Genomic DNA, 19,716 nt, shown 5'->3' on the forward strand with positions numbered 1-19,716 from the left:
TCAGGGCCCCTATCCTCCTGCCAGTGCCGGGCGGTTTTACTGTGTGGGGTGCCACTACCCGAACACCCACGCCGGGGTGTATAATCAACCTGGAGCCGGACAAGCCCGAAGCCATACCAGAAGGGGGTCACCAATGCTCTCGCTTGACCTTGCCCTGTTCGCGGTTGGGGTCATAGTCGTGATCAAAGGGGCGGACTACTTCACGGATGGAGCCATCTGTCTTGCCAGGGTGACCGGTATCTCGGAGGTTATCATCGGCGCCACCGTGGTAAGCTTGGCCACGACCCTCCCGGAGTTCTCCGTGTCCACGTACGCTGCCCTGAAGGGCCACACCGACATGGCCGCCGGCAACGCCCTGGGTTCCGTGTTGTTCAACACAGGACTCATATTCGGCGGTAGCGTCCTGGCCAGGGGTTTCCTCACGGACCGGAGGCTTTTTAGGCAAGAGGGTGGGTTCATGCTGGGCGCGGCAGTGCTTACCCTGGCCATGGGGCTGGACGGTACGATTACCAGGGGGGAGGGCGGGATCTTACTGGCTGTGTTCGTCCTGTACATGGCGGTGGCCACCTTCAATGCCGTGGCCCAGAGTCGTGCCTCGGAGGTAGCAGCTGGGGATGACAGCTGGGCCAAGCCCGCGCTGCGCGGGAGCACAGGGCTCTTTGTCTTGGGGGGACTCATGGTGGCGTTTGGCAGCCGTCTCCTGGTTAATTCGGGGATTAGCATAGCCGTTACCCTGGGCGTGTCCGAGATGTTCCTGGGTCTTACCCTTGTCGCTGCGGGTACGTCCCTCCCGGAGCTGGTCACGGCTGTGGTGGCCCTGGCAAAGGGGCACCAGGCTCTCTCGGTAGGCAACATATTGGGGGCGAACTTCTTGAACCTTACGTGGGTCATGGGAATGGCCGCGGTCGTCCGGGGGGTTCCCTTCTCCACCGTCACTACTGGTCTTGATCTCCCGGCCGTGCTTGTCTCCTTGGTGATGTTGCTTTGGTTTGCCAGGACCACTGAGAGGTTGGACAGGTGGGAGGGCGGGGTTCTCCTTGGCACCTATGTGCTGTATGTGGCCTACAGGGGCATTTCCCTCCTGTGATCAGGTCGCCCGGGATCTGTGGAGGGAAAACCGCCTCCCGGAGAGCGCCGTGAAAGAGGAGGCAACGTTCAAGGTGAGCCTGCGCAAAGCAGCTCCCTGCTGACCTTAATGGTATCGAGGCCAAAATGCAGGTTCCCACGGGTCGAACCGCGGTTTTGCACGACCCCGCGACTCATGGAAATTGTGAGAGGGCAGGCCTGGGGGTGTTTCACACGGGAAAGGGAGAACCCTGTGGGACACCTGAACTGGGTACACCAGGAAGCAAGTACCCGAGGCTAAGTCCAGGGAGGAGACACCTTCCATCAAGAGTGGCCTGGAACTGGAGAAGAGAGCCTCAAAGCGTGGGCACTCCGGTATGAGCAGGTAATTTGCCTCCGCGGGACCTCCTGCGACCCCAATGTGCCGGCGAAGCACCTGCCATGATAGAAGAGAGATCACTCAAAAAGCGGTAATGCTGCCCAAAAAGCCGTGACAAGGCTAGCCTGCCAGCGGAAAAGCTGTAGAGAGTGACGGATCGCCAAGATGAAAGAACTGATAGCAAGGGGGAAGCCGGTACGACTTGGGCTTCCCCCTGTATGTGGTCATGCGCGATGGATCCGAGCCGCCTGGCACGGTCCCGCAGGCAGTGCCGTCTTTGGGGAAGGGGAGGATGAGACTACAGGCCCGGGAGCACTGGAATCCCTACGGAAATCCCAGAGGGGCGGCGCTGCCGGGTGTGGTGGCGGCTCCCTCATTGGAGGAGATTCAAATCCTGGGATTGGCTGGCGGTTCCAGGAAACGACCTCCTGGCCCCTGGGGCAGGGAATGGATCCTGACTGCCTGGAAAGGCCCAGCGAAAGGAAAGGCAGGACTTTTGGAGAACATACAAACACACCGAAGAGCGGGGAGGGGCGTGGATGGCCCCGGAGCGGCTCCAGAACGTCCTTAGTGGCGCAGGTTTGGCCTCCCGGCGACGAGCTGCCGCCATAATCCGGGAGGGCCGGGTGGCAGTAAATGGCATCACCGTCAGCGAGCCCGGGTACCGGGTTGAGGGTGGGGACGTAGTCACCCTGGATGGCGAACCGGTTGGAGCCAGGGAAAACACCATATACCTTCTTCTGCACAAGCCGGTGGGCTACGTCAGCACAGTCCGGGACCCGCAGGGACGGAAGACGGTGATGGACCTGGTTTTTGGGGTGTCCCAGCGGGTCTATCCTGTGGGCCGGCTTGACCTTGACTCCTCAGGGCTCATTCTCATGACCAACGATGGTGACCTCGCGGCCAGTCTTGCTCACCCCAGGTACCAGGTGAGCAAGACCTACAGGGTGCGAGTCATTGGCGTGCCGTCGTCCCGGGCTCTGGCCTGCCTCAGGGAGGGCGTGTCCCTGGAGGATGGCGTCACCGCACCCGCCGAGATCCGCCTTGCCGGCCGCTGGGCCAAAGGGGCCGAGATGGAGTTCGTTCTGCGGGAGGGGAAGAAACGCCAAGTGAGACGCATGTGCCAGGCTGTGGGACACCCGGTCTCAGCGCTGTGCCGCACAGCCCTGGGCCCCCTGGAGCTGGGGGACCTGGCGCCGGGAGCCTGGCGGCCGTTAGGACCGGCAGAGATCAGGGCGCTGAAACAGGCGCCAAGGAGGTGGAGAAGTGAGAGAGGCCCTGGTGGTCGTGGACATGCTCGCTGATTTTTTGGATCCCACAGGCACTCTGTACTGTGGAGACGCGGCCAGGGGCATCATCCCAGCGGTCCACGAGGCCGTGGAGAAGGCCCGGGCGCGGGGCATACCTGTGCTTTATGTGGCGGACACCCATGATCCGGATGACCCGGAGTTCCAGGTGTTCCCGCCCCACTGTGTTGCCGGGACTTGGGGATCCGGGGTCATACCCGAGATACTCCCCCAAGAGGGCGAACCCGTTATAGCAAAGAGGCGCTTCAGCGGTTTCTACGGGACCGACCTGGACCTCCGTCTCCGGGAGAGGGGCATCGACTCCCTGGTGCTTGTGGGAGTCTGCACCAACATATGTGTGCTGTATACAGCCGCGGATGCCCGCATGCGCAACTATGGCGTCACAGTGCCCAGGGATTCCGTGGCCTCCTTTGACCCGGAGGCAGGGGGGTTTGCCCTGGGGCAGATGGAGAAGGTCCTAGGTGTCCAGGTGGTATCCTCCTGGTGAGCGCGACTGAAAGAGGGGTGACTTGGCAGCCTTGCGAAGCTTGAAGGAGGCCGGGGAACTGGAGATCCGTCCAGACCGGCGGCTGTTCTCAGCCACGCACGAGGAGATCATTGACGGAGAAACCACAGACGTTTACTTCATGAAGACCTACGACCTCCTAGACCATCTAGGACTTCTGGATACACCAGTAGCCGCAGAGGTCTTCACCTCGGGATCGGGCACTTGCTGTGGCATCCAGGAGTGCCTTAACCTCCTGGAGGGACACGCCTGCGAGGTCTGGGCCCTGGACGAGGGGGAGGAGTTCGGGCCCAAGGAACCCATCATGCAGGTGCGGGGGCCCTACGGCGCCTTCGGCTTCTACGAGACGGCCATCCTGGGGATCCTCGCCAGTTCCAGCGCCTGGGCCACTGCGGCCCGGGAGTGTCGCAATGCAGCCAAGGGGAAGCCCTTCATCTGCTTTGGAGCCAGGCACGTGCACCCGGCGGTAGCCCCCGTCATGGAGCGGGCTGCGGTTCTCGGGGGGGCCACTGGTGCCAGCTGCGTCCTGGGGGCCAGGCTGGCCGGCCTGCAACCCACAGGGACCATCCCCCACGCGGCCATTCTCATAGCCGGGGACACAGTGAGGGTGGCCCAGGCCTATCACGAGATTATGCCGGAATCATCCCCCAGGATCATACTCGTGGATACCTTCAAGGACGAGGCCGAGGAGACACTCAGGGTGGCCCGGGCCCTGGGGCGCCACCTCGAGGGGGTGCGCCTGGACACCCCAGGGGAGAGGGGCGGTGTCACTGAGGCACTGGTGGCCGAGGTCAGGGCCCGTCTCGACGGCGAGGGCTTCTTCCATGTCAAGGTTTTCGTATCTGGAGGGCTTAACCCCGAACGAATTAATGCCCTGGGAAGGGCAGGAGCTGATGCCTTTGGGGTGGGCAGCTACATCTCAGGTGCCAAGCCCATAGACATGACCCTGGACCTGAAGGAGATCAATGGCAAGCCCGTGGCCAAGCGAGGACGCATTCCGGGCCTCCGGCCTCCCTCAAGGCTACGCCGGCGACTGTAGTCGAAGGGAGACCGGAGGATGCCCAAGGCCCTCATAAGCATCATGGGAGTCACATGCACCTACGGAAGCACACCTGCCCTTGAGGGCGTATCCTTCGAGGTGTCCCGGGGCGAGAAACTGGGGATCATTGGCCCTAACGGGTCAGGGAAGTCAACCCTGCTCAAGGCAATGAGCAGGGTGTTGCCCCCCCACATGGGCCAGGTTGTGTTGAGTGAGAGGGACCTGTACACCCTCCCTCCCCGCGAGGTCGCCCGCAGGCTGGCCGTGGTTGGGCAAGAATCCCGTGTGGACTTCGAGTTTACCGCCCTTGAGGTGGTGCTTATGGGCAGGTTGCCGCACCTAGGCCGCTTCGAAAGGGAGTCTGACCGGGATGTGGACAAGGCGTGCGAGGCCATGAGGCTCACAGCGACCAGGCACCTAGCCAGAAGGGCCGTGACGGAGCTGAGCGGGGGTGAGCGCCAGCGCGTCCTGATTGCCCGGGCTCTGGCCCAGGACCCGGAGATCCTGCTCCTGGACGAGCCCACATCCCACCTGGACATCGGGCACCAGGTTGAGATACTGGACCTCCTGGAGGGCCTTAACCGTGAAAAGGGTCTCACCCTGATATCTGTGTTCCATGACCTCAACCTCGCCGCACGGTACTGTACTTGCCTGCTCCTGCTCTCCCGGGGCAAGATCCACGCGCTGGGCACGCCAGATGAGGTCATGACCGCCGGCAGCATACGCCAGGTATATGGCAGCGAGGTGCTGCTCACACGGCATCCGGTTGAGGGGACACCCCACGTCATCCTGCTGTCGCGAGGCAGGCAACCCCGGGCTAAGTTCAACTTCCGGGTTCACGTCATCGGCGGCGGGGGCATGGCCTCGGCACTCCTTGAGAGGCTCTCCCTGGAGGGGTTCAAGGTTACCAGTGGGGCACTCAACAAGGGGGACGCGGACTGGCAGAAGGCCATGGACCTGGGACTTCCAGTGGTTGAGGCGGCGCCCTTCTCTCCCGTGTCCATCGCGGAGGCGGCCGAGGCCGGCAGGCTCATGCTCCAGGCAGACCTGGTGATCATAGGGGCGGTCCCCTTCGGCCCCGGCAACCTTCCGAACCTGGAAGCAGCGGCAAAGGCCAGGGACCAAGGTGTTCCCGTGATGGCTGTGGCTCGGGGGCCCACCAGGGAGCGAGACTACACTGACGGCGCCGCCACCCGGCTGTTCCAGCACCTGGAGGGCTGTGGCATGGTGACGGTGCCTGATGACGAGGCAGCCCGCAGGGCCGCGGTATGCATGGCCCAGGGGAAGAAGGAGGGGAACGTGGATGGACCCTTCCTACCTTAGGCTTCTGCAGACGGGGAGTCTCTCTCGCCTGGCGGCTAGACTCCAGGCAGGGCTTGAGGATTGCCGGCTATGCCCTCACGAGTGCGGTGTCAATCGTCTCCGGGGTGAAACGGGTTTTTGCCGCACTGGAGGCAATGCACCGCTTTGCAGCTATGGCCCTCACCACGGCGAAGAGGAGGTTCTCGTGGGCCGGGGGGGTTCAGGTACGGTATTTTTGGGCAGATGTAACCTCAGGTGCATCTACTGCCAGAACTATGAGATCAGTCACGGGCAGGACAGCCGGCCCGTGAAGGCCCGGGAACTGGCCATGGTGATGCTGGCCCTGCAGGCGGGAGGGGCACACAACGTGAACTTCGTGACACCGACCCATGTGGTGCCCCAGATCATAGAGGCACTGGTCCTGGCAGCTCAGGAAGGCTTCAGGCTTCCCTTGGTGTACAACTCCGGGGGATACGAAAAACATGAGACCTTGCGCATCCTTGAGGGTGTGTTCGACATCTACATGCCTGACTTCAAGTACTGGGATCCCGGTATAGCCCAGGAGCTCTCCGGGATCCGGGACTACCCTGAGGTGGCCAGGCGGGCTCTAAAGGAGATGCACAGGCAGGTAGGGGACCTGGAAGTCAAGGAGGGCCTGGCCAAGAGGGGCCTCCTTGTGCGGCACCTGGTGCTCCCGGGGAACCTAGCCGGAACCGCCAGCATCCTGGAGTACCTTGCCAGGGAGGTGTCCCCTGGCACCTTTGTCAATGTCATGGACCAGTATCGCCCTGCATACCGGGCCAAGGAGCGGCCTCCCCTGGACCGGAGGCCCAGTCCGGGGGAGATCCGGGAAGCCATGGAGGCGGCCAAGAGGCTTTCTCTGAGAGGCCCTGCCCACAACAGTGCAACTGGCTAGGCGGTACCTGGAGGGACGAGGCAGACTTGGCCATGGATAAAAGGAAATACTCAGGCAATGTCGAATGGGACTAGGAACAGGTAAAGTGCAAGTCCGGTTAGGGCGGACCTGGGAAAGAGAGCGCGACGGCCAATGACTAAAGGACCCGTGATAGCCATCGATGGGCCTGCGGGGGCTGGCAAGAGCACAATAGCGAGGCTTCTGGCAAAGGAACTGGACTTGGTGTACGTGGATACGGGAGCCATGTACAGGGCGCTGACCCTGAAGGCCCTGGAAGAGGGAAGAGACTTCACGGATGAAGGGGACATGGCTGGACTCCTGGAGTGCACCAAGGTAGAATTTCGTCCAGGGCTGGCGGGCCAGGCGGAAATATGGCTTGACGGCCGGGAGGTTTCCCAGGATATCAGGAGCCCCAGCGTCAACCGGTGGGTGTCTCAAGTGGCAATGCACCCGGCCGTGAGGAGGCAAATGGCCCGCCTCCAGCGGGAGATCGCACTGAAGGGCGGCGTCGTGCTGGACGGGCGTGACATAGGCACCTATGTCGCGCCGGAGGCCGACGTTAAGTTTTTTCTTACGGCGGATTTCGCCGAGAGGGTCCGCAGGAGGCACAAGGAACTCAACGAGAAGGGGTTTGACTTGTCGCTGGAGGAGGTTTCCAGCGAGATGGCCCAGAGGGACCAGATAGACTCGGGCCGGGCCCTGGCGCCCTTGCGCCAGGCACCTGGCGCTGTCCTGGTTGACACCACAAACCTCGGGGTGGAGGAAGTGCTGCACCTGGTGCTTGCCCGGTCCAGGGAGGCCCTTTCCCATGTGGTATAGATTGTGCCGCGGCATCCTAAAGGTGTTTCTCTTCGCGTTCTACTGGCCAGATATCCGCGGCCGTGAACTGGTACCCGCCTCGGGGCCGCTAATCCTGTGCTCGAACCACATCAGCTGGTGGGACCCCGTGATAATCGGGTGCCTCTTGGACAAGCCTGTGCACTTCATGGCCAAGGAAGAGCTCTTCAAGGGACCCCTGGGCCTCATCCTCCCGGCCATCAACGCCTTTCCGGTGAAGCGCGGGACACCTGACCGCAAGGCAATACGCAGGGCCCTCCAGGTGCTGGAAGAGGGAGGCATCCTGGGCCTGTTTCCTGAGGGAACCCGGAGCAAGGCCATGGTACTGCGCAAGGCAGAGCCAGGGGCGGCTCTCCTCGGGGCCAGGAGCAACGCGCCCCTTGTCCCCGTGGGTATCCGGGGCCCATACAGGCTGGGGCGCAGGGTCAGGGTAAGGGTGGGCTTTCCCTTCCACCTGAAGGACCGGGACTATGAGACTGGCTCGGCCCTCATGATGGACGCCATCGCTTCCCTCCTGGAGGAGGGCGACAGCACTGCGAGGCCCCGGGGGGAAGCCTCGTGAGGGTTGTTGTAGCAGATATGGCAGGTTTCTGCCCGGGGGTGCGGCGGGCTGTGGCCATGGCCGAGGAGGCCTGCAGGGACGGCGGGGTTGTATGGTCCCTGGGACCCCTCATCCACAACGCCTCCGAGGTGGACAGGCTCCAGAAGCAAGGGGTCCGGACGGTGAGACACATGGGGGAGGTACCTGGGGGAGCTGTTCTGTTCAGGGCCCATGGCGTGTGCCCGGAGACCTTCAGGCAGGCTCAGACGGCAGGTCTCCAGGTCATAGACGCCACGTGTCCCTACGTGGCCCGGGCCCAGCGGGCGGCCCAGCGGCTCAAGGCCGACGGGCGTGATATCGTCATAGTGGGAGAGAGGGAGCACCCGGAGGTCCGGGCCCTGGTGGCTTGGGCCGGGGGCGATGCCCGGGTGGTGGAAAGCCCCGAAGAGGCTGCAGGGCTTCCGGAAGCCGAGAGGGTTGGTGTCATAGCCCAGACAACCCTCTGCCCGGGAGACCTGGAGGAGACCGTGCGGGTGATCGCTGGCAAGGTCAGGGACCTGGTGGTCACCGACACCCTGTGTTCCGCAACCCACATGAGGCAAGAGGCCACCAGGAGGATGGCCAGGGGTGTTGACATAGTGCTGGTGGTGGGTGGGCGCGATAGCGCCAATACACGGAGGTTAGTAACGGTGGTCGAGGACGAGGGGACTGAGGTCCATCACATCCAGACCGCCGATGAGATAGAGGAGGGCTGGTTCCGGGGCAAGACTAGCGCAGGCGTAGCCGCCGGAGCGTCCACGCCCGAGTGGATCATAAAGGAGGTCATAAGCAGGATGGAAGAGCTTAAGCCGATGGAAAGCGAGGAGGGCACAGAGGAAAGGGCAGAGCCCACCCCCGGGGAACCCGGCCAGGAGGGGGCCAAGCCCGCCAGTCCCTGTGAGACCCAGGGGGTTTCACAAGAGGAGGCTCCCCTCCCCCCAGAGGCACCTCCGGCAGGCGGCGACACCCCAGTGGAACCCCCTGAGGCACAGGAAGAGGTGTACGAGGAGACCCTGAAGGCGCTGTCGCCCGGAGACCGGGTCAAGGGTAAGGTGGTCAGGGTTTCCCCTGAGGGCGTCCTGGTGGATGTGGGATACAAGACCGAGGGGATCATAGCCATTCAAGACCTTGCCGTGCGGTATGTCCAGTCGCCACAGGAGGTTGTGAGTGAGGGTCAAGAGATAGATGTTGTTGTCAAGTCCGTCGACGACCAGGATGGCACACTTCACCTGTCCAAGCGACTGGCGGACGAGGAGATCGCCTGGGAACACCTCCAGAAGGCCATGGAGGAACGGGGTAACGTGGAGGGTGAGGTTATCCAGGAGGTCAAGGGCGGGCTCATGATGGATGTGGGACTCAAGGCCTTTGTGCCGGCCTCCCAGGTGGAGAGGGGCTACGTTAGCGACCTTTCGGTGTACGTTGGGCGGACCCTCACACTGAAGGTGCTGGAGCTAGACCGCAACAAAGAGAGGGCCATTCTTTCCCGGCGCCAGGTACTGGAGGAGGAGGCAGAGGCCCTGCGCCAGCTCACCTGGTCCACCATACACGAGGGTGAGGTGCGCCACGGCGTAGTCAAGGGGATCACTGACTTCGGCGCCTTTGTGGACGTGGGTGGTGTGGACGGCCTTTTGCATGTGTCTGAGCTCTCCTGGGGTAGGGTAGACCACCCGTCTCAGGTGCTGAAGGAAGGCGAAGAGATAGACGTCAAGGTGCTCAGGGTAGACCACGAGAAGGGCAAGATCTCCCTGGGACTGAAGCAGATACTCCCGGATCCCTGGAACAAGGTGGGGGAGAGGTACCAGGCGGGAGCGGTAGTCACCGGGAAGGTCACGCGGCTTGCGCCCTTCGGTGCCTTTGTCCAGTTGGAGCCAGGTGTGGAGGGACTCGTTCATATCTCGGAACTGGCGGACCGCAGGGTGGAGAAGCCCGAGGAGGTCCTGAGCGCAGGGGAAGAGGTCAAGGTGAAGATACTCAGGGTCAGGCAGCAAGACCGCCGTATCAGCCTCAGCGTCAAGGAAGCCGAGCAGGAAGGCGAGCGGGATGTCATGAAGCGCTATATGGGGGACAAGAACCCCGGCGCCGTGACCCTGGGGGATGTCTTCGGCAATCTCCTGGAGGAGAGGAAGGCAGAGGCCGAGGCCCGTGAGAAGGCAGAGGCCAAGGTGGAAGAGGAGACCCCGGAGGAGCCCTTCTCCGAACCCGATGGCGGCTTGAGTGAGGACGGGCACGAGGCTAAGAAAGAGGGAGAGTAAGGGACTGGTCTGGTCGTAGAAACAACCGGCGAGGGGAGGGCCCGGTGCCCATCCCCTCGCCCATCTTTTCTGAAGGCGAAATGCCCGGGGCATCCTGATATACTGGCCAGCCCTGTGGAAACCGCTTCGTGCCCTCTCGCATAAGGGTCCTGCCGGCACCAAACACTAGAGGAAACACGGGAAAGGGGAATGGGATCACATGCCGGTAGGACTGATAGCCCTGATCATCGTGGCCATCCTGGTATACTTCGGCCTGCTCCACAGGGCACTTGACCGCATGAGGCTCAGTGACAAGGGTGCGCTTGCCGTCATCCTGGCCATTGTGGTGGGCAGCATAGCCAACATCAGGCTAGCGGGACCCCCCAACGAGTTCCTGGTGAACGTGGGAGGGGCCCTGGTGCCCATTGGCATAGTTGTGTACCTCCTGGTCACAGCGGACGAGACCCGTGAGAGACAAAGGGGTGTATTCGCCGCCCTGGTGTCGGGTATCGCCATCTATGCCGCGTCCCGGTTGCTCCCGGCGGGTCCTGAACAGCCCGGGACCATCCTGGACCCAGTCTTCGTGTTCGCCCTCATCGCGGGGACCGTAGGCTACCTCACGGGGCGCTCCCGGCGGTCTGCCTTCATCGGAGGCACCATGGGGATCATCCTTGGCGATGTACTCCACTTCATTGAGTCCAGGGGAGCGGGGGCGCCCTCCCGCACCTGGGTGGGGGGAGCGGGGGGCTTCGACACGGTAATCCTGGCTGGTGTCATAGCTGTGGGCCTGGCCGAGATCGTCGGGGAGATCCTGGAACGGGTGCACAGAGAGTCCAAGGCAGGAGGCACCGAGGTGGCTAGCCTGCTAGTGGATGAAGCCGGGGCTGAGGGGCAAGCCTCAGAAGGCGGGGGTGAAGAAAGTGAACAGTAGGCTCACAGCATCCGTCCTTGCGGCGGTGATGCTTTCCCTTCTCCCTCAAGGGGCCTTCGCCCATGAGGAACGTGGGGACCTGGGCTACTTTACCTTGGTGGCGGAGGACAAGACGGAGGTCTTCAAGACGGGCATCGCTATAAAGGTCGGCGACCGCTTCATCTGCCCCGAGAACCGGGAGTATGAGGTTATAGAGGTAGTTGGTGATGAGGCACGGCTTGTAAGCCGTGGAGAGGCAGCCATGGAGCCTAAGGTTACGGGCATGTGGGACAGCTTCCTGGGACTGGTCAGGTCCATACAGGTTCAGGGCGAGGGAAAGCCCACCGTGGGCATATACCACACCCACTCGGACGAGTCCTACCAACCCACCGACGGTTCCCCCAGTATACGCGGGAAGGGCGGCGTCCTGAAGGTTGGAGCGCGGTTCAGCCAGGCGCTGGAGGACGAGGGGCTGGCGACAGAACATGACCGAACCCCCCACGACCCTCACGACGCTGGGGCATACGAGCGATCTAGGAGGACCGCCATGAGGCTGAACAACCTGAGGCCCGCTGCCATCTTCGACGTTCACAGGGATACCCCCCCGAGGGAGGTTTACCTGGGCCGGGTGGGAGGTAAGGAGGTAGCCCAGATCCTGATAGTCCTTGGTCGCCAGAACCCTCAGCTCCAGTCCAACATGGCCTTCGCCAAGCGAGTCAAGGCCCGGGCGGATGAGGAGACTCCTGGTCTCATGAGGGGGATCCTGGTCGCCGCCGGGAAGTTTAACCAGGACCTTCACCCAAGAAGCCTCCTTTTGGAGGTGGGTTCCTTCGAGAACACCCGGGAAGAGGCAGAACGGGGCATCACTGCCCTGGCCGGTATCGTGCCGAGCCTCCTGGGGGCAGATGCCCCGGGGGCAGGTGCCCAGGGCAGAAGCGGGATTGGTGTCATCGGCGGGATCCTGCTGGCGGTGGTCCTGGGGGGCGCTAGTTACCTCTTGATCTCCACGGGTAGCCTCAAGGAGGCTCTAGCCAAGATGAAGAGAATGGTCACGGAGGAGTTCACCAGCTTCCTGGGCAAGCGCCCCCGTGACGGTGGACCCGGTGACACCCAAGGGGGAGGCCAAGACAACGATTCATGAGGGTGGTCTACCACTGCTACGGCGGAACCCACTCGTCAGTGCTGGGCGCCGCCCTGCACCTGGGTTTGGTACAAGAGGGAGCAGCGCCAAGCGGTGAAGAACTCGGGGCGCTGCCCTTCTTTGACAAGGCAACCCCTATTGACGCAGGGCGGCTTCGTCTCATGGGATTGGATGACCGGGGAAACCGCGTATTCTTTGTGGGAAGGCGACGGAGGGCAGCCTCCATCATCGAGGCACTTAGGGCCTTCGGCACTGCCTGGGGCGTGGGTGACTGGCTCTTTGCCAGCACCAGCATGGCCGTGGGCCCTTCCCTGAGGCTGGGCGGGTACCTGTCCCGCAGGCTTGGCGCTGCCAGGCTGGGAGGCCGCTTCCTGGTGCGGGGGGCTGGGATGGCGCTGCCAGTCCTGGCTAGGCTGGTGGCCAAGTGCAGGCGCGAGGCCTTGCAAGGAAGCCAAGGTCGCGACCTGCCCGGGCTGCCTCGATGCGTGTTCTACGTATCCTCCCGGGTCGCCGTCTCCCAGGCGGCAGCCAGGTCTCACCTGAACGGCGTAGTTGACCCTGTGCAGCTTCACCCGTGGCTCGCGCGCGTGGGTCTAGACGCGGCGGGAAACCTGGTGCACGCTGCAACCCTGCCCGGTATCCTGGAGGTAAGGTCGGTGGAATCCTGGCTCTCCGAGGAGGGCCTAAGGGTCAGGTCAAGCCCCCCCTTCACCGACTGGGACGTGGCGCTCATAAGGCTGGGAACGGGATGGAGGCGGGCGGCGACCCAGGCAAGAAGGGCTCTAGAAGCGCAAGGAGAAGGAACTCCCCGAGAACTGGCGAACATAGCAAAGACAAGCGGCGGGTCTTGAGGAGAAGGGGTGGGTTCGTGGGTAATGGGGGCATAGTTGCCGCGGTTTCCCGGGGCGGCTTAGGCTGGGATCTTGCGCTTAGGCCGGGGGACAGGGTGCTAGCGGTCAACGGTTCTGAGCCCCAGGATGCCATTGACCTGCACTACATGACCTGCGCCGAGCACTTGGAACTCCACGTGCTGAAGCCATCCGGGGAGGAAGTGCTCTTCGATATAGAGAAGGATGCAGACGAGGCTCTCGGCATCGAGTTTGACGAGCCGCTCTTCGATGGTGTCAGGCGCTGCTGCAATCGCTGCCTCTTCTGTTTCGTGGACATGCTGCCCCGGGGCCTCAGGGACGACCTCTACGTGAAGGATGACGACTACAGGCTGTCATTTCTTCATGGCAACTTCATCAGCCTCACCAACATGGAGCCAGGAGACCTGGAACGCATAGCCAGGCAGGGCCTGAGCCCGCTGTACGTCTCGGTCCACTCTACGGCACCCGAGGTACGGGCCAGGATGATGGGCAATCCCAGGGCTGCCCGGATCATGGAGGACCTTTCGGATTTGGTCTCACGGGGGATCCGGGTGCATGCCCAGGTAGTGCTCGTCCCGGGCGTGAATGACGGGGCTGGACTTGAGAAGACCGTCAGGGACCTGGCCTCCCTCCACCCGGGCCTCGCCAGTGCCGGAATAGTGCCGGTGGGCCTGGGGAGGAACCTTCCCAGGGGGCTCCGTTCCCTTACCCAGGATGAGGCCGCCCGCCTGGCCGCATGGGGACGCGGGGTTCAGGAAGAGTTTCACGAGGTTATCGGGTATCCCTTCGTCTTCCTGGCTGATGAGGTCTACATAAGGGCGGGACTTGACTTCCCTCCTGCATACACCTATGCGGACTACCCCCAGCTGGAGAACGGTATCGGGCTCGCCTCGCGTTTTCTCAAGCCCGTCCGGCGGCATGGGCTCGTTCCTCCAGCCAATGCCAGGGAATGCACGCTGCTGACCGGTGTGGGCGCGGAGGGCATCCTGCGAGGGGCAGTGAAGGCCCTGTGCGGTTCCCAGAGTGGAAAAGTTGAGATAGTAGTCGCCAGGAACAGCCTCTTCGGAGAAGGGGTGACGGTGGCAGGGCTCCTGGGAGGCGGGGACATCCTGCAAGCCCTGCACAGCCGAAAGGGCAGTGGCCGTGTGCTGGTGCCGTCGGTGGCCCTGAGAAGCCAGGGGGACCTGTTCCTGGATGGCATGACCCCGGAGGAGCTCGAGAGGCGATTGGGCTCCCCAGTGGAGATCGTTGACCCCACTGGCCGTGGCCTGATCAACGCACTATGTGGAGGTGGCAGGCTTGGAGGCGCTCGTCGCCATCGTGGGACGGCCAAACGTAGGCAAGTCCACGCTGTTCAACAGGATATGCCAGAGATCCAGGGCCATAGTTGAGAGCATCCCGGGCGTCACCCGGGACCGGATCTACCAGCCTGCGGAATGGTGCGGGCACCGGTTCACCCTGGTGGACACCGGGGGCATACTCCCTGCCGCCGAGGATGGCATAGAGGCTGAGGTGACCCGTCAGGCTGAGGTCGCCATCGCTGAGGCCGACGTGGTCCTCTTCGTGGTGGACACCAGGATGGGCCCCAGCCCCGGTGACAGGGAAGTGGCCCAGATGCTACGGGAGAGCCACAAGAGGGTAATTGTAGTGGCCAATAAGACGGAGGGCGACAGGGCTAGGGCCGCTGCCCTGGAATTCTACTCCCTGGGGCTTGGGGATCCTCTGGAGGTCTCTGCCCAGCACGGCCTGGGCATAGGGGACCTCCTTGACCACATAGTGGAGGGCCTGCCCCCTGCTCAGCCCGAGGAGAACCTGGAGGCTATAAGGGTCGCCCTGGTAGGCCGGCCCAATGTGGGGAAGTCCTCGCTCCTCAATGCCTTGGTGGGCCAGGAGCGTTCCATAGTCCATGAGGCGCCTGGCACAACCCGGGACGCTGTGGACACCATATGGGAATCAGAAGAAGGAAGGTTCGTGTTCACAGACACTGCGGGCATGAGGCGCCGCACCCGGGTGAAGGAACCCGTAGAACGCTACTCGATTATACGGTCCATAAGGGCCATGGGGCGGTCCGACGTGGTGCTCTTGGTGCTGGACGCCCTGGAGAGCGTCGCGGACCAGGAGCGGAAGATAGCGGGACAGGCTAAGGAATCTGGCAAGGCCTTGGTGATCGTGGTGAACAAGTGGGATGCCGTGGAGAAGGATGCCAGTACAGCCTTGCGTGTGGAGGAGCGGATCCGCCAGACCCTCTACTTCGTGGACTACGCGCCCGTGGTGTTCACCTCAGCCCTGACAGGGAGGCGGGTTGACCGGCTCCCGGGACTCATATCCAGTGTTTACGCTGAGGCCTCCAAGGAGGTCCCGACCCCTGCCCTGAACAGGGTGCTGGAAGGTGCCACACAGGTCTTCCCGTCCAGGACATCCAGGCCCGGTCGCCCCTTCCGGCTTTACTACACGGTCCAGGCCGGGGTCAGGCCACCCACGTTCCTCCTGTTCTGCAACGACCCTGGCGAGGTGAAGGAGACCTACCTGAGGTACCTTGAGGGGAGACTGAGGGCGGAGTTCGGCTTTGCCGGGACCCCGCTGAGGTTCGTGCCGAAGAGCCGGAAACGGTGAGAATGCCCTAGGAAAGGGGGATAGCCTTGAGCCTTCTGATTGTCATCATCCTATCCTATTTCGTTGGAGCCATCCCCGTGGGCTACCTGGTAGGCAGGGCCAGGGGTGTTGACCTTACTGCCATGGGCAGCGGCAGCACGGGAGCCACCAACGTGTTCAGGGCGGTAGGCCCTGGACTGGCCATCCTAGTTCTTGCCCTGGACATGGCGAAAGGCGTGGGAGCCGCAGCCCTGGGCTGCTACTACTCCGGAATATCACCTGACTGGGGGAGCGTAGTCTCAGGCATGGCCGCGCTGGTGGGTCACGTCTACTCGGTGTTCCTCCGGTTCCGGGGCGGCAAGGGCGCAGCAACCGGGGCTGGTGTCCTCCTGTTCCTTACGCCCAGGGTCATGGCCCTGGCGGCAGGCTCTTACGCCCTGGTGCTGGCGACCACCCGTTACAGCTCCCTGGGTACACTGGTGGGCACTGCGATGGCCGTCATATCGGTCTTCCTACTGCAGCACCCCATAGCCCACCGGGTGGCAGTTGTTGCGGCCACAGCCTTTATTGTCTACAAGCACCGCCAAAACATATCGCGGCTCATTTCCGGCCAGGAGCTGCGCCTGGGAAGGAAACGCCGGTGAAGGGGGAATGGGCAGTCCTAGGTGCCGGGTCCTGGGGCACAGCCTTGGCGTGCCTCTTAGCGATGAGCGGCTTGCCTGTAAGACTCTGGGCCCGCAGGCCAGAACTGGCCCGGGACATTGACATTTCCCGGCAAAACGTTCACTACCTTCCCGGCATCCACCTGCCAGAGCAACTACTTGCCACCGCCGATCTAGGCATCGCCCTTGAGGGCCGGTCCCACGTCATCGTTGCCGTGCCTTCCCAGCACCTACGTGTCGTTGGCCGGATGGCACTCTCCTGCATGTCCCCAGGTACACTTGTTCTCACCGCCAGCAAGGGCATCGAGGTGCCCACACTCATGAGAATGAGCGAGGTGCTATCCGAGGAGCTCCAGGGCTTGGTTGCCGGCGTGGCCGCCATCTCGGGACCGAACTTCGCGGAAGAGGTAGCCCGCCAGGTGCCCACGGCCACCGTTGTTGCCTCCCCGGACCTCGAGGTGGCACGGACCTTCCAGAGGTCCCTCATGGCTCCTCACTTCAGGGTGTACACCAACACCGATATCGTCGGGGTGGAGATAGGGGGGGCGCTGAAGAACATCTACGCCATCGGCGCCGGCCTCATTGACGGCATGGGGCTGGGACACAATACCCGGGCGGCCTTCATGACCAGGGCCCTGTCAGAGCTCGTGCGCTTGGGACTTGCCCTGGGTGCCAGGCCTTCGACCTTCTCGGGCCTCTCCGGCATGGGTGATCTCGTCCTGACGGCCACTGGAAACCTGAGCCGGAATCGCCAGTGCGGGATGGAACTGGGCAAGGGACGGAGGCTCAGGGACATCCTGGAGAACAGCCGCATGGTAGTGGAGGGCGTTGAGACTACCAGGGCTGCATCTAGCCTAGCCCGGCGGCACGGGGTGGAGATGCCCATTGTGCAGGGGGTCTATGCCATCCTCTTTCAGGACGCGGACCCCGCCAGCGTCCTCCAGGACCTGATGACCCGGGACCCCAAGGCTGAGATGGAGGACCTGCCGGCAGAACACTAGGGCGCGGAACAAAGGGCGTGGGCGCGGGATACCGTGCCCATTTGTTATTGGTTTACTGAATCCCCCTGCATATCGGATCCAGCTTGACCATATAATGTAGCGAACTTCCATGACACTGAAGGAGGAGAGAGATGTGGAGGAGTTCGACGTCTTCCAGGACATAGCCGAACGAACGGGAGGCGACATATACATAGGCGTCGTCGGCCCTGTCCGCACTGGAAAGTCTACCTTCATCAAGAGGTTCATGGACCTTCTGGTGCTCCCGAACATAGGCGATCCCCACGACCGCGAGCGGGCCAAGGACGCACTGCCCCAGGCTGGGGCCGGCCTAACCATCACGACTACCGAACCGAAGTTCATCCCCGATGATGGAGTAGAGGTGATGTTGAACGACAACATAGCCCTCAGGGTGAGGCTTGTGGACTGTGTCGGCTTCACCGTGGACGGAGCCCTGGGTTACTCCGAGAGCGACGGGCCCAGGATGGTGAGGACGCCATGGTTTGACGAGGAGGTTCCCTTTCAGGAGGCCGCGGAGGTGGGTACCAGAAAGGTCATGAAGGAGCACTCCACTATAGGGGTCCTGGTTACTACGGACGGCACAATAACCGAGCTAGGGCGGGAGGGCTACGTGGAGGCGGAGAGGCGGGTTGTGCAGGAACTCAAGAGAATCGGCAAACCCTTCATAATCGTCCTCAACACCATGCTCCCCGACGACCCAGAAACCCTGGGCCTGGTAGCTGGTATGGAAGAGGACTACGACGTGCCTGTGATCCCCATGGATTGTCTGCAGATGAAGCTGGATGATGTCTACCTGACACTGGAGCAGGTGCTCTATGAATTCCCGGTGAAGGAGGTATCCATAGGGCTCCCGGACTGGGTGGAGGAGCTCGATGCCAGCCACTGGCTCCGCCAGAGGCTGGAGCAAGCTGTGCAGGAATGTGTTAGCCAGATCAAACGGGTAAGAGACATAGAGAAGGCCGTAGAAAGATTGTCCTCATACGATTTCTCCGAGAAGGTGAGCCTGAGCCGGATGGACATGGGGCTTGGGCTTGCAAATGTGGACCTGGCGGCCAAGGAGAACCTGTTCTTCGATGTGCTCGAGGAGATCTCGGGTTACGTCATCGAAAACAGGTCGGACATTATCAGGAACGTCACAGAAATGGCTACGGCGAAGCGGGAGTATGACAGGATGGGCAAGGCTCTGGTAGAGGCAAGGGAGGCGGGCTATGGTATGGTGGCGCCAGCGGTGGGCGAGATGGTCTTCGAGGACCCCGAACTGATCCGGCAGGGAAGCCGTTTCGGGATCAGACTCAAGGCCCACGCGCCGTCCTTGCACTTCCTCAGGGCTGACGTGCACACTGAGATAACGCCACTGATGGGCACGGAGAAGCAGTGTGAGGAACTGGTAGAGTACCTCCTGGAGCAGTTTGAGGACAACCCGAGCAAGATATGGGAATCAGACATATTCGGGAAACCCTTGGCCGAGCTCGTGCGGGAGGGCATTAACAACAAGCTGTACAGGATGCCCGACAACGTCCAGGTGAAGCTCCAGGAGACCCTGGAACGCATTGTAAACGAGGGCAGTGGAGGGCTGATCTGTATAATCATCTAACTGTCTAACTATGTGGTGCTGTCTTTGCCGGTACCACGGCAAGCGTCAGGGCGGCCTGAGCCGCCCTGCTTCCACCTGGCGCATGAAGGGCACCCATTTACCCCGCCGGGCTGAAGGCGTCTTTCCCGGCTCCACACACCGGGCACGTCCAGTCGTCCGGGAGGTCTTGAAACGCGGTGCCGGGCTTCACACCGCTCTCGGGGTCCCCCTTCTCAGGGTCGTAGACATAACCGCAGACGGAACAGGTGTGGGATTGCCCCTTCCCTGGAGGGGTATAGGTTGGGGCAGCCTTAGGAACGCCACCGCGCTTGACCTGGCGGTAGTAGGCATAGGTCATGGGAGGCCCGTCCCGGAGGACTTGCCCCTCGGTGACCTCACCGAGGAAGATGGTGTGGGTGCCGGCATCCATTTCCTGCACTACCCTGGCCTCCATGTAAGCTAGGGTGTTCGCCTGGGTAAATGGGCTGCCGCTGGAAGTAAGACCGTAATCCACCCCCGCGAACTTCTCCACCTCCCGGCCGGACTTGAAACCAAACCTGCCTATGAAGTCCAGTGGTGTGTCCTCGGACAGGACGCCTACGGTGAAGAGCCTTGAGCTGGTGACGAACTCGTGGGTGAGATTCATCTTGTTGAGGCTCACGGTGTTGGTACCGGCCTAATTTGACGGCGAGTGTCCACGAATAGATGACGGCTTTTCCAATTTTGTGCTGGCTGCTGTTACACCCTCCAATTGACTCTGACTACCCTGTTGACTCAGGTAGGTAGCGG

General features: G+C 62.5%; 18 protein-coding genes. 17 read left to right on the plus strand and 1 reads right to left on the minus strand.

Features of this window, described 5'->3' with window-relative positions; translation table 11 throughout:
* Positions 1-133 precede the first annotated feature (133 nt).
* The 17 genes from AB1576_01055 to spoIVA all read left to right on the plus strand — a co-directional run bounded on the left by AB1576_01055 (position 134) and on the right by spoIVA (position 18,948).
* Positions 134-1,087: a calcium/sodium antiporter gene (locus tag AB1576_01055; GenBank protein MEW6080386.1), complete on the plus strand. Its 954-nt coding sequence runs from the start codon at positions 134-136 to the stop codon at positions 1,085-1,087.
* Positions 1,088-1,983: 896 nt separating this feature from the next.
* The gene (locus tag AB1576_01060; protein MEW6080387.1) at positions 1,984-2,748 is read left to right on the plus strand and encodes a pseudouridine synthase; all 765 of its coding nucleotides are present in this window, start codon (positions 1,984-1,986) and stop codon (positions 2,746-2,748) included.
* On the plus strand, positions 2,711-3,238 hold the full coding sequence (locus AB1576_01065; GenBank protein MEW6080388.1) for an isochorismatase family cysteine hydrolase: 528 nt from the start codon (positions 2,711-2,713) through the stop codon (positions 3,236-3,238). The genes AB1576_01060 and AB1576_01065 overlap by 38 nt, the downstream gene beginning before the upstream one ends.
* Before the next feature lie 22 nt (positions 3,239-3,260).
* Complete coding sequence (locus AB1576_01070) at positions 3,261-4,295, plus strand: nicotinate phosphoribosyltransferase (protein ID MEW6080389.1); 1,035 nt, start codon at positions 3,261-3,263, stop codon at positions 4,293-4,295.
* An 18-nt stretch (positions 4,296-4,313) separates the two neighbouring features.
* Positions 4,314-5,618, plus strand: a complete 1,305-nt coding sequence (locus AB1576_01075) for an ABC transporter ATP-binding protein (protein MEW6080390.1) — start codon at positions 4,314-4,316, stop codon at positions 5,616-5,618.
* Positions 5,599-6,513 carry a radical SAM protein gene (locus tag AB1576_01080; GenBank protein ID MEW6080391.1) on the plus strand — a complete coding sequence of 305 codons (915 nt, stop codon included), beginning with the start codon at positions 5,599-5,601 and terminating at the stop codon, positions 6,511-6,513. Before AB1576_01075 ends, AB1576_01080 begins: the two co-directional genes overlap by 20 nt.
* Before the next feature lie 132 nt (positions 6,514-6,645).
* Complete coding sequence (gene cmk / locus AB1576_01085) at positions 6,646-7,332, plus strand: (d)CMP kinase (GenBank protein ID MEW6080392.1); 687 nt, start codon at positions 6,646-6,648, stop codon at positions 7,330-7,332.
* Positions 7,322-7,912: a lysophospholipid acyltransferase family protein gene (locus AB1576_01090; GenBank protein MEW6080393.1), complete on the plus strand. Its 591-nt coding sequence runs from the start codon at positions 7,322-7,324 to the stop codon at positions 7,910-7,912. Before cmk ends, AB1576_01090 begins: the two co-directional genes overlap by 11 nt.
* The gene (locus AB1576_01095) at positions 7,909-10,182 is read left to right on the plus strand and encodes a bifunctional 4-hydroxy-3-methylbut-2-enyl diphosphate reductase/30S ribosomal protein S1 (protein MEW6080394.1); all 2,274 of its coding nucleotides are present in this window, start codon (positions 7,909-7,911) and stop codon (positions 10,180-10,182) included. Before AB1576_01090 ends, AB1576_01095 begins: the two co-directional genes overlap by 4 nt.
* 199 nt (positions 10,183-10,381) lie before the next feature.
* A complete protein-coding gene (locus tag AB1576_01100) occupies positions 10,382-11,092 on the plus strand; it encodes a DUF1614 domain-containing protein (GenBank protein ID MEW6080395.1) in 711 nt (236 codons plus the stop codon).
* Entirely contained in the window at positions 11,082-12,212 is a 1,131-nt protein-coding gene (locus tag AB1576_01105) for a stage II sporulation protein P (GenBank protein MEW6080396.1), read from the plus strand. The genes AB1576_01100 and AB1576_01105 overlap by 11 nt, the downstream gene beginning before the upstream one ends.
* Positions 12,209-13,063 carry a DUF3189 family protein gene (locus AB1576_01110; protein ID MEW6080397.1) on the plus strand — a complete coding sequence of 285 codons (855 nt, stop codon included), beginning with the start codon at positions 12,209-12,211 and terminating at the stop codon, positions 13,061-13,063. The genes AB1576_01105 and AB1576_01110 overlap by 4 nt, the downstream gene beginning before the upstream one ends.
* Positions 13,064-13,080: 17 nt before the next feature.
* Positions 13,081-14,472 (plus strand): DUF512 domain-containing protein, encoded by a 1,392-nt coding sequence (locus tag AB1576_01115; protein MEW6080398.1) that lies wholly within the window; start codon positions 13,081-13,083, stop codon positions 14,470-14,472.
* The gene (gene der / locus AB1576_01120; GenBank protein MEW6080399.1) at positions 14,381-15,694 is read left to right on the plus strand and encodes a ribosome biogenesis GTPase Der; all 1,314 of its coding nucleotides are present in this window, start codon (positions 14,381-14,383) and stop codon (positions 15,692-15,694) included. Before AB1576_01115 ends, der begins: the two co-directional genes overlap by 92 nt.
* Before the next feature lie 26 nt (positions 15,695-15,720).
* A complete protein-coding gene (gene plsY, locus AB1576_01125) occupies positions 15,721-16,317 on the plus strand; it encodes a glycerol-3-phosphate 1-O-acyltransferase PlsY (GenBank protein ID MEW6080400.1) in 597 nt (198 codons plus the stop codon).
* Complete coding sequence (locus AB1576_01130) at positions 16,314-17,336, plus strand: NAD(P)H-dependent glycerol-3-phosphate dehydrogenase (protein ID MEW6080401.1); 1,023 nt, start codon at positions 16,314-16,316, stop codon at positions 17,334-17,336. The genes plsY and AB1576_01130 overlap by 4 nt, the downstream gene beginning before the upstream one ends.
* A gap of 133 nt (positions 17,337-17,469) precedes the next feature.
* A complete protein-coding gene (gene spoIVA / locus AB1576_01135) occupies positions 17,470-18,948 on the plus strand; it encodes a stage IV sporulation protein A (protein ID MEW6080402.1) in 1,479 nt (492 codons plus the stop codon).
* Positions 18,949-19,045: 97 nt separating this feature from the next.
* Here spoIVA and rd read toward each other — a convergent pair whose 3' ends face one another.
* Positions 19,046-19,588, minus strand: coding sequence for a rubredoxin (rd, locus tag AB1576_01140; GenBank protein MEW6080403.1), 543 nt, complete (start codon positions 19,586-19,588; stop codon positions 19,046-19,048).
* Positions 19,589-19,716 lie beyond the last annotated feature (128 nt).

The sequence above is a fragment of the Bacillota bacterium genome, assembly GCA_040754315.1.
Taxonomy (GTDB): domain Bacteria; phylum Bacillota; class Sulfobacillia; order DUSP01; family JBFMCS01; genus JBFMCS01.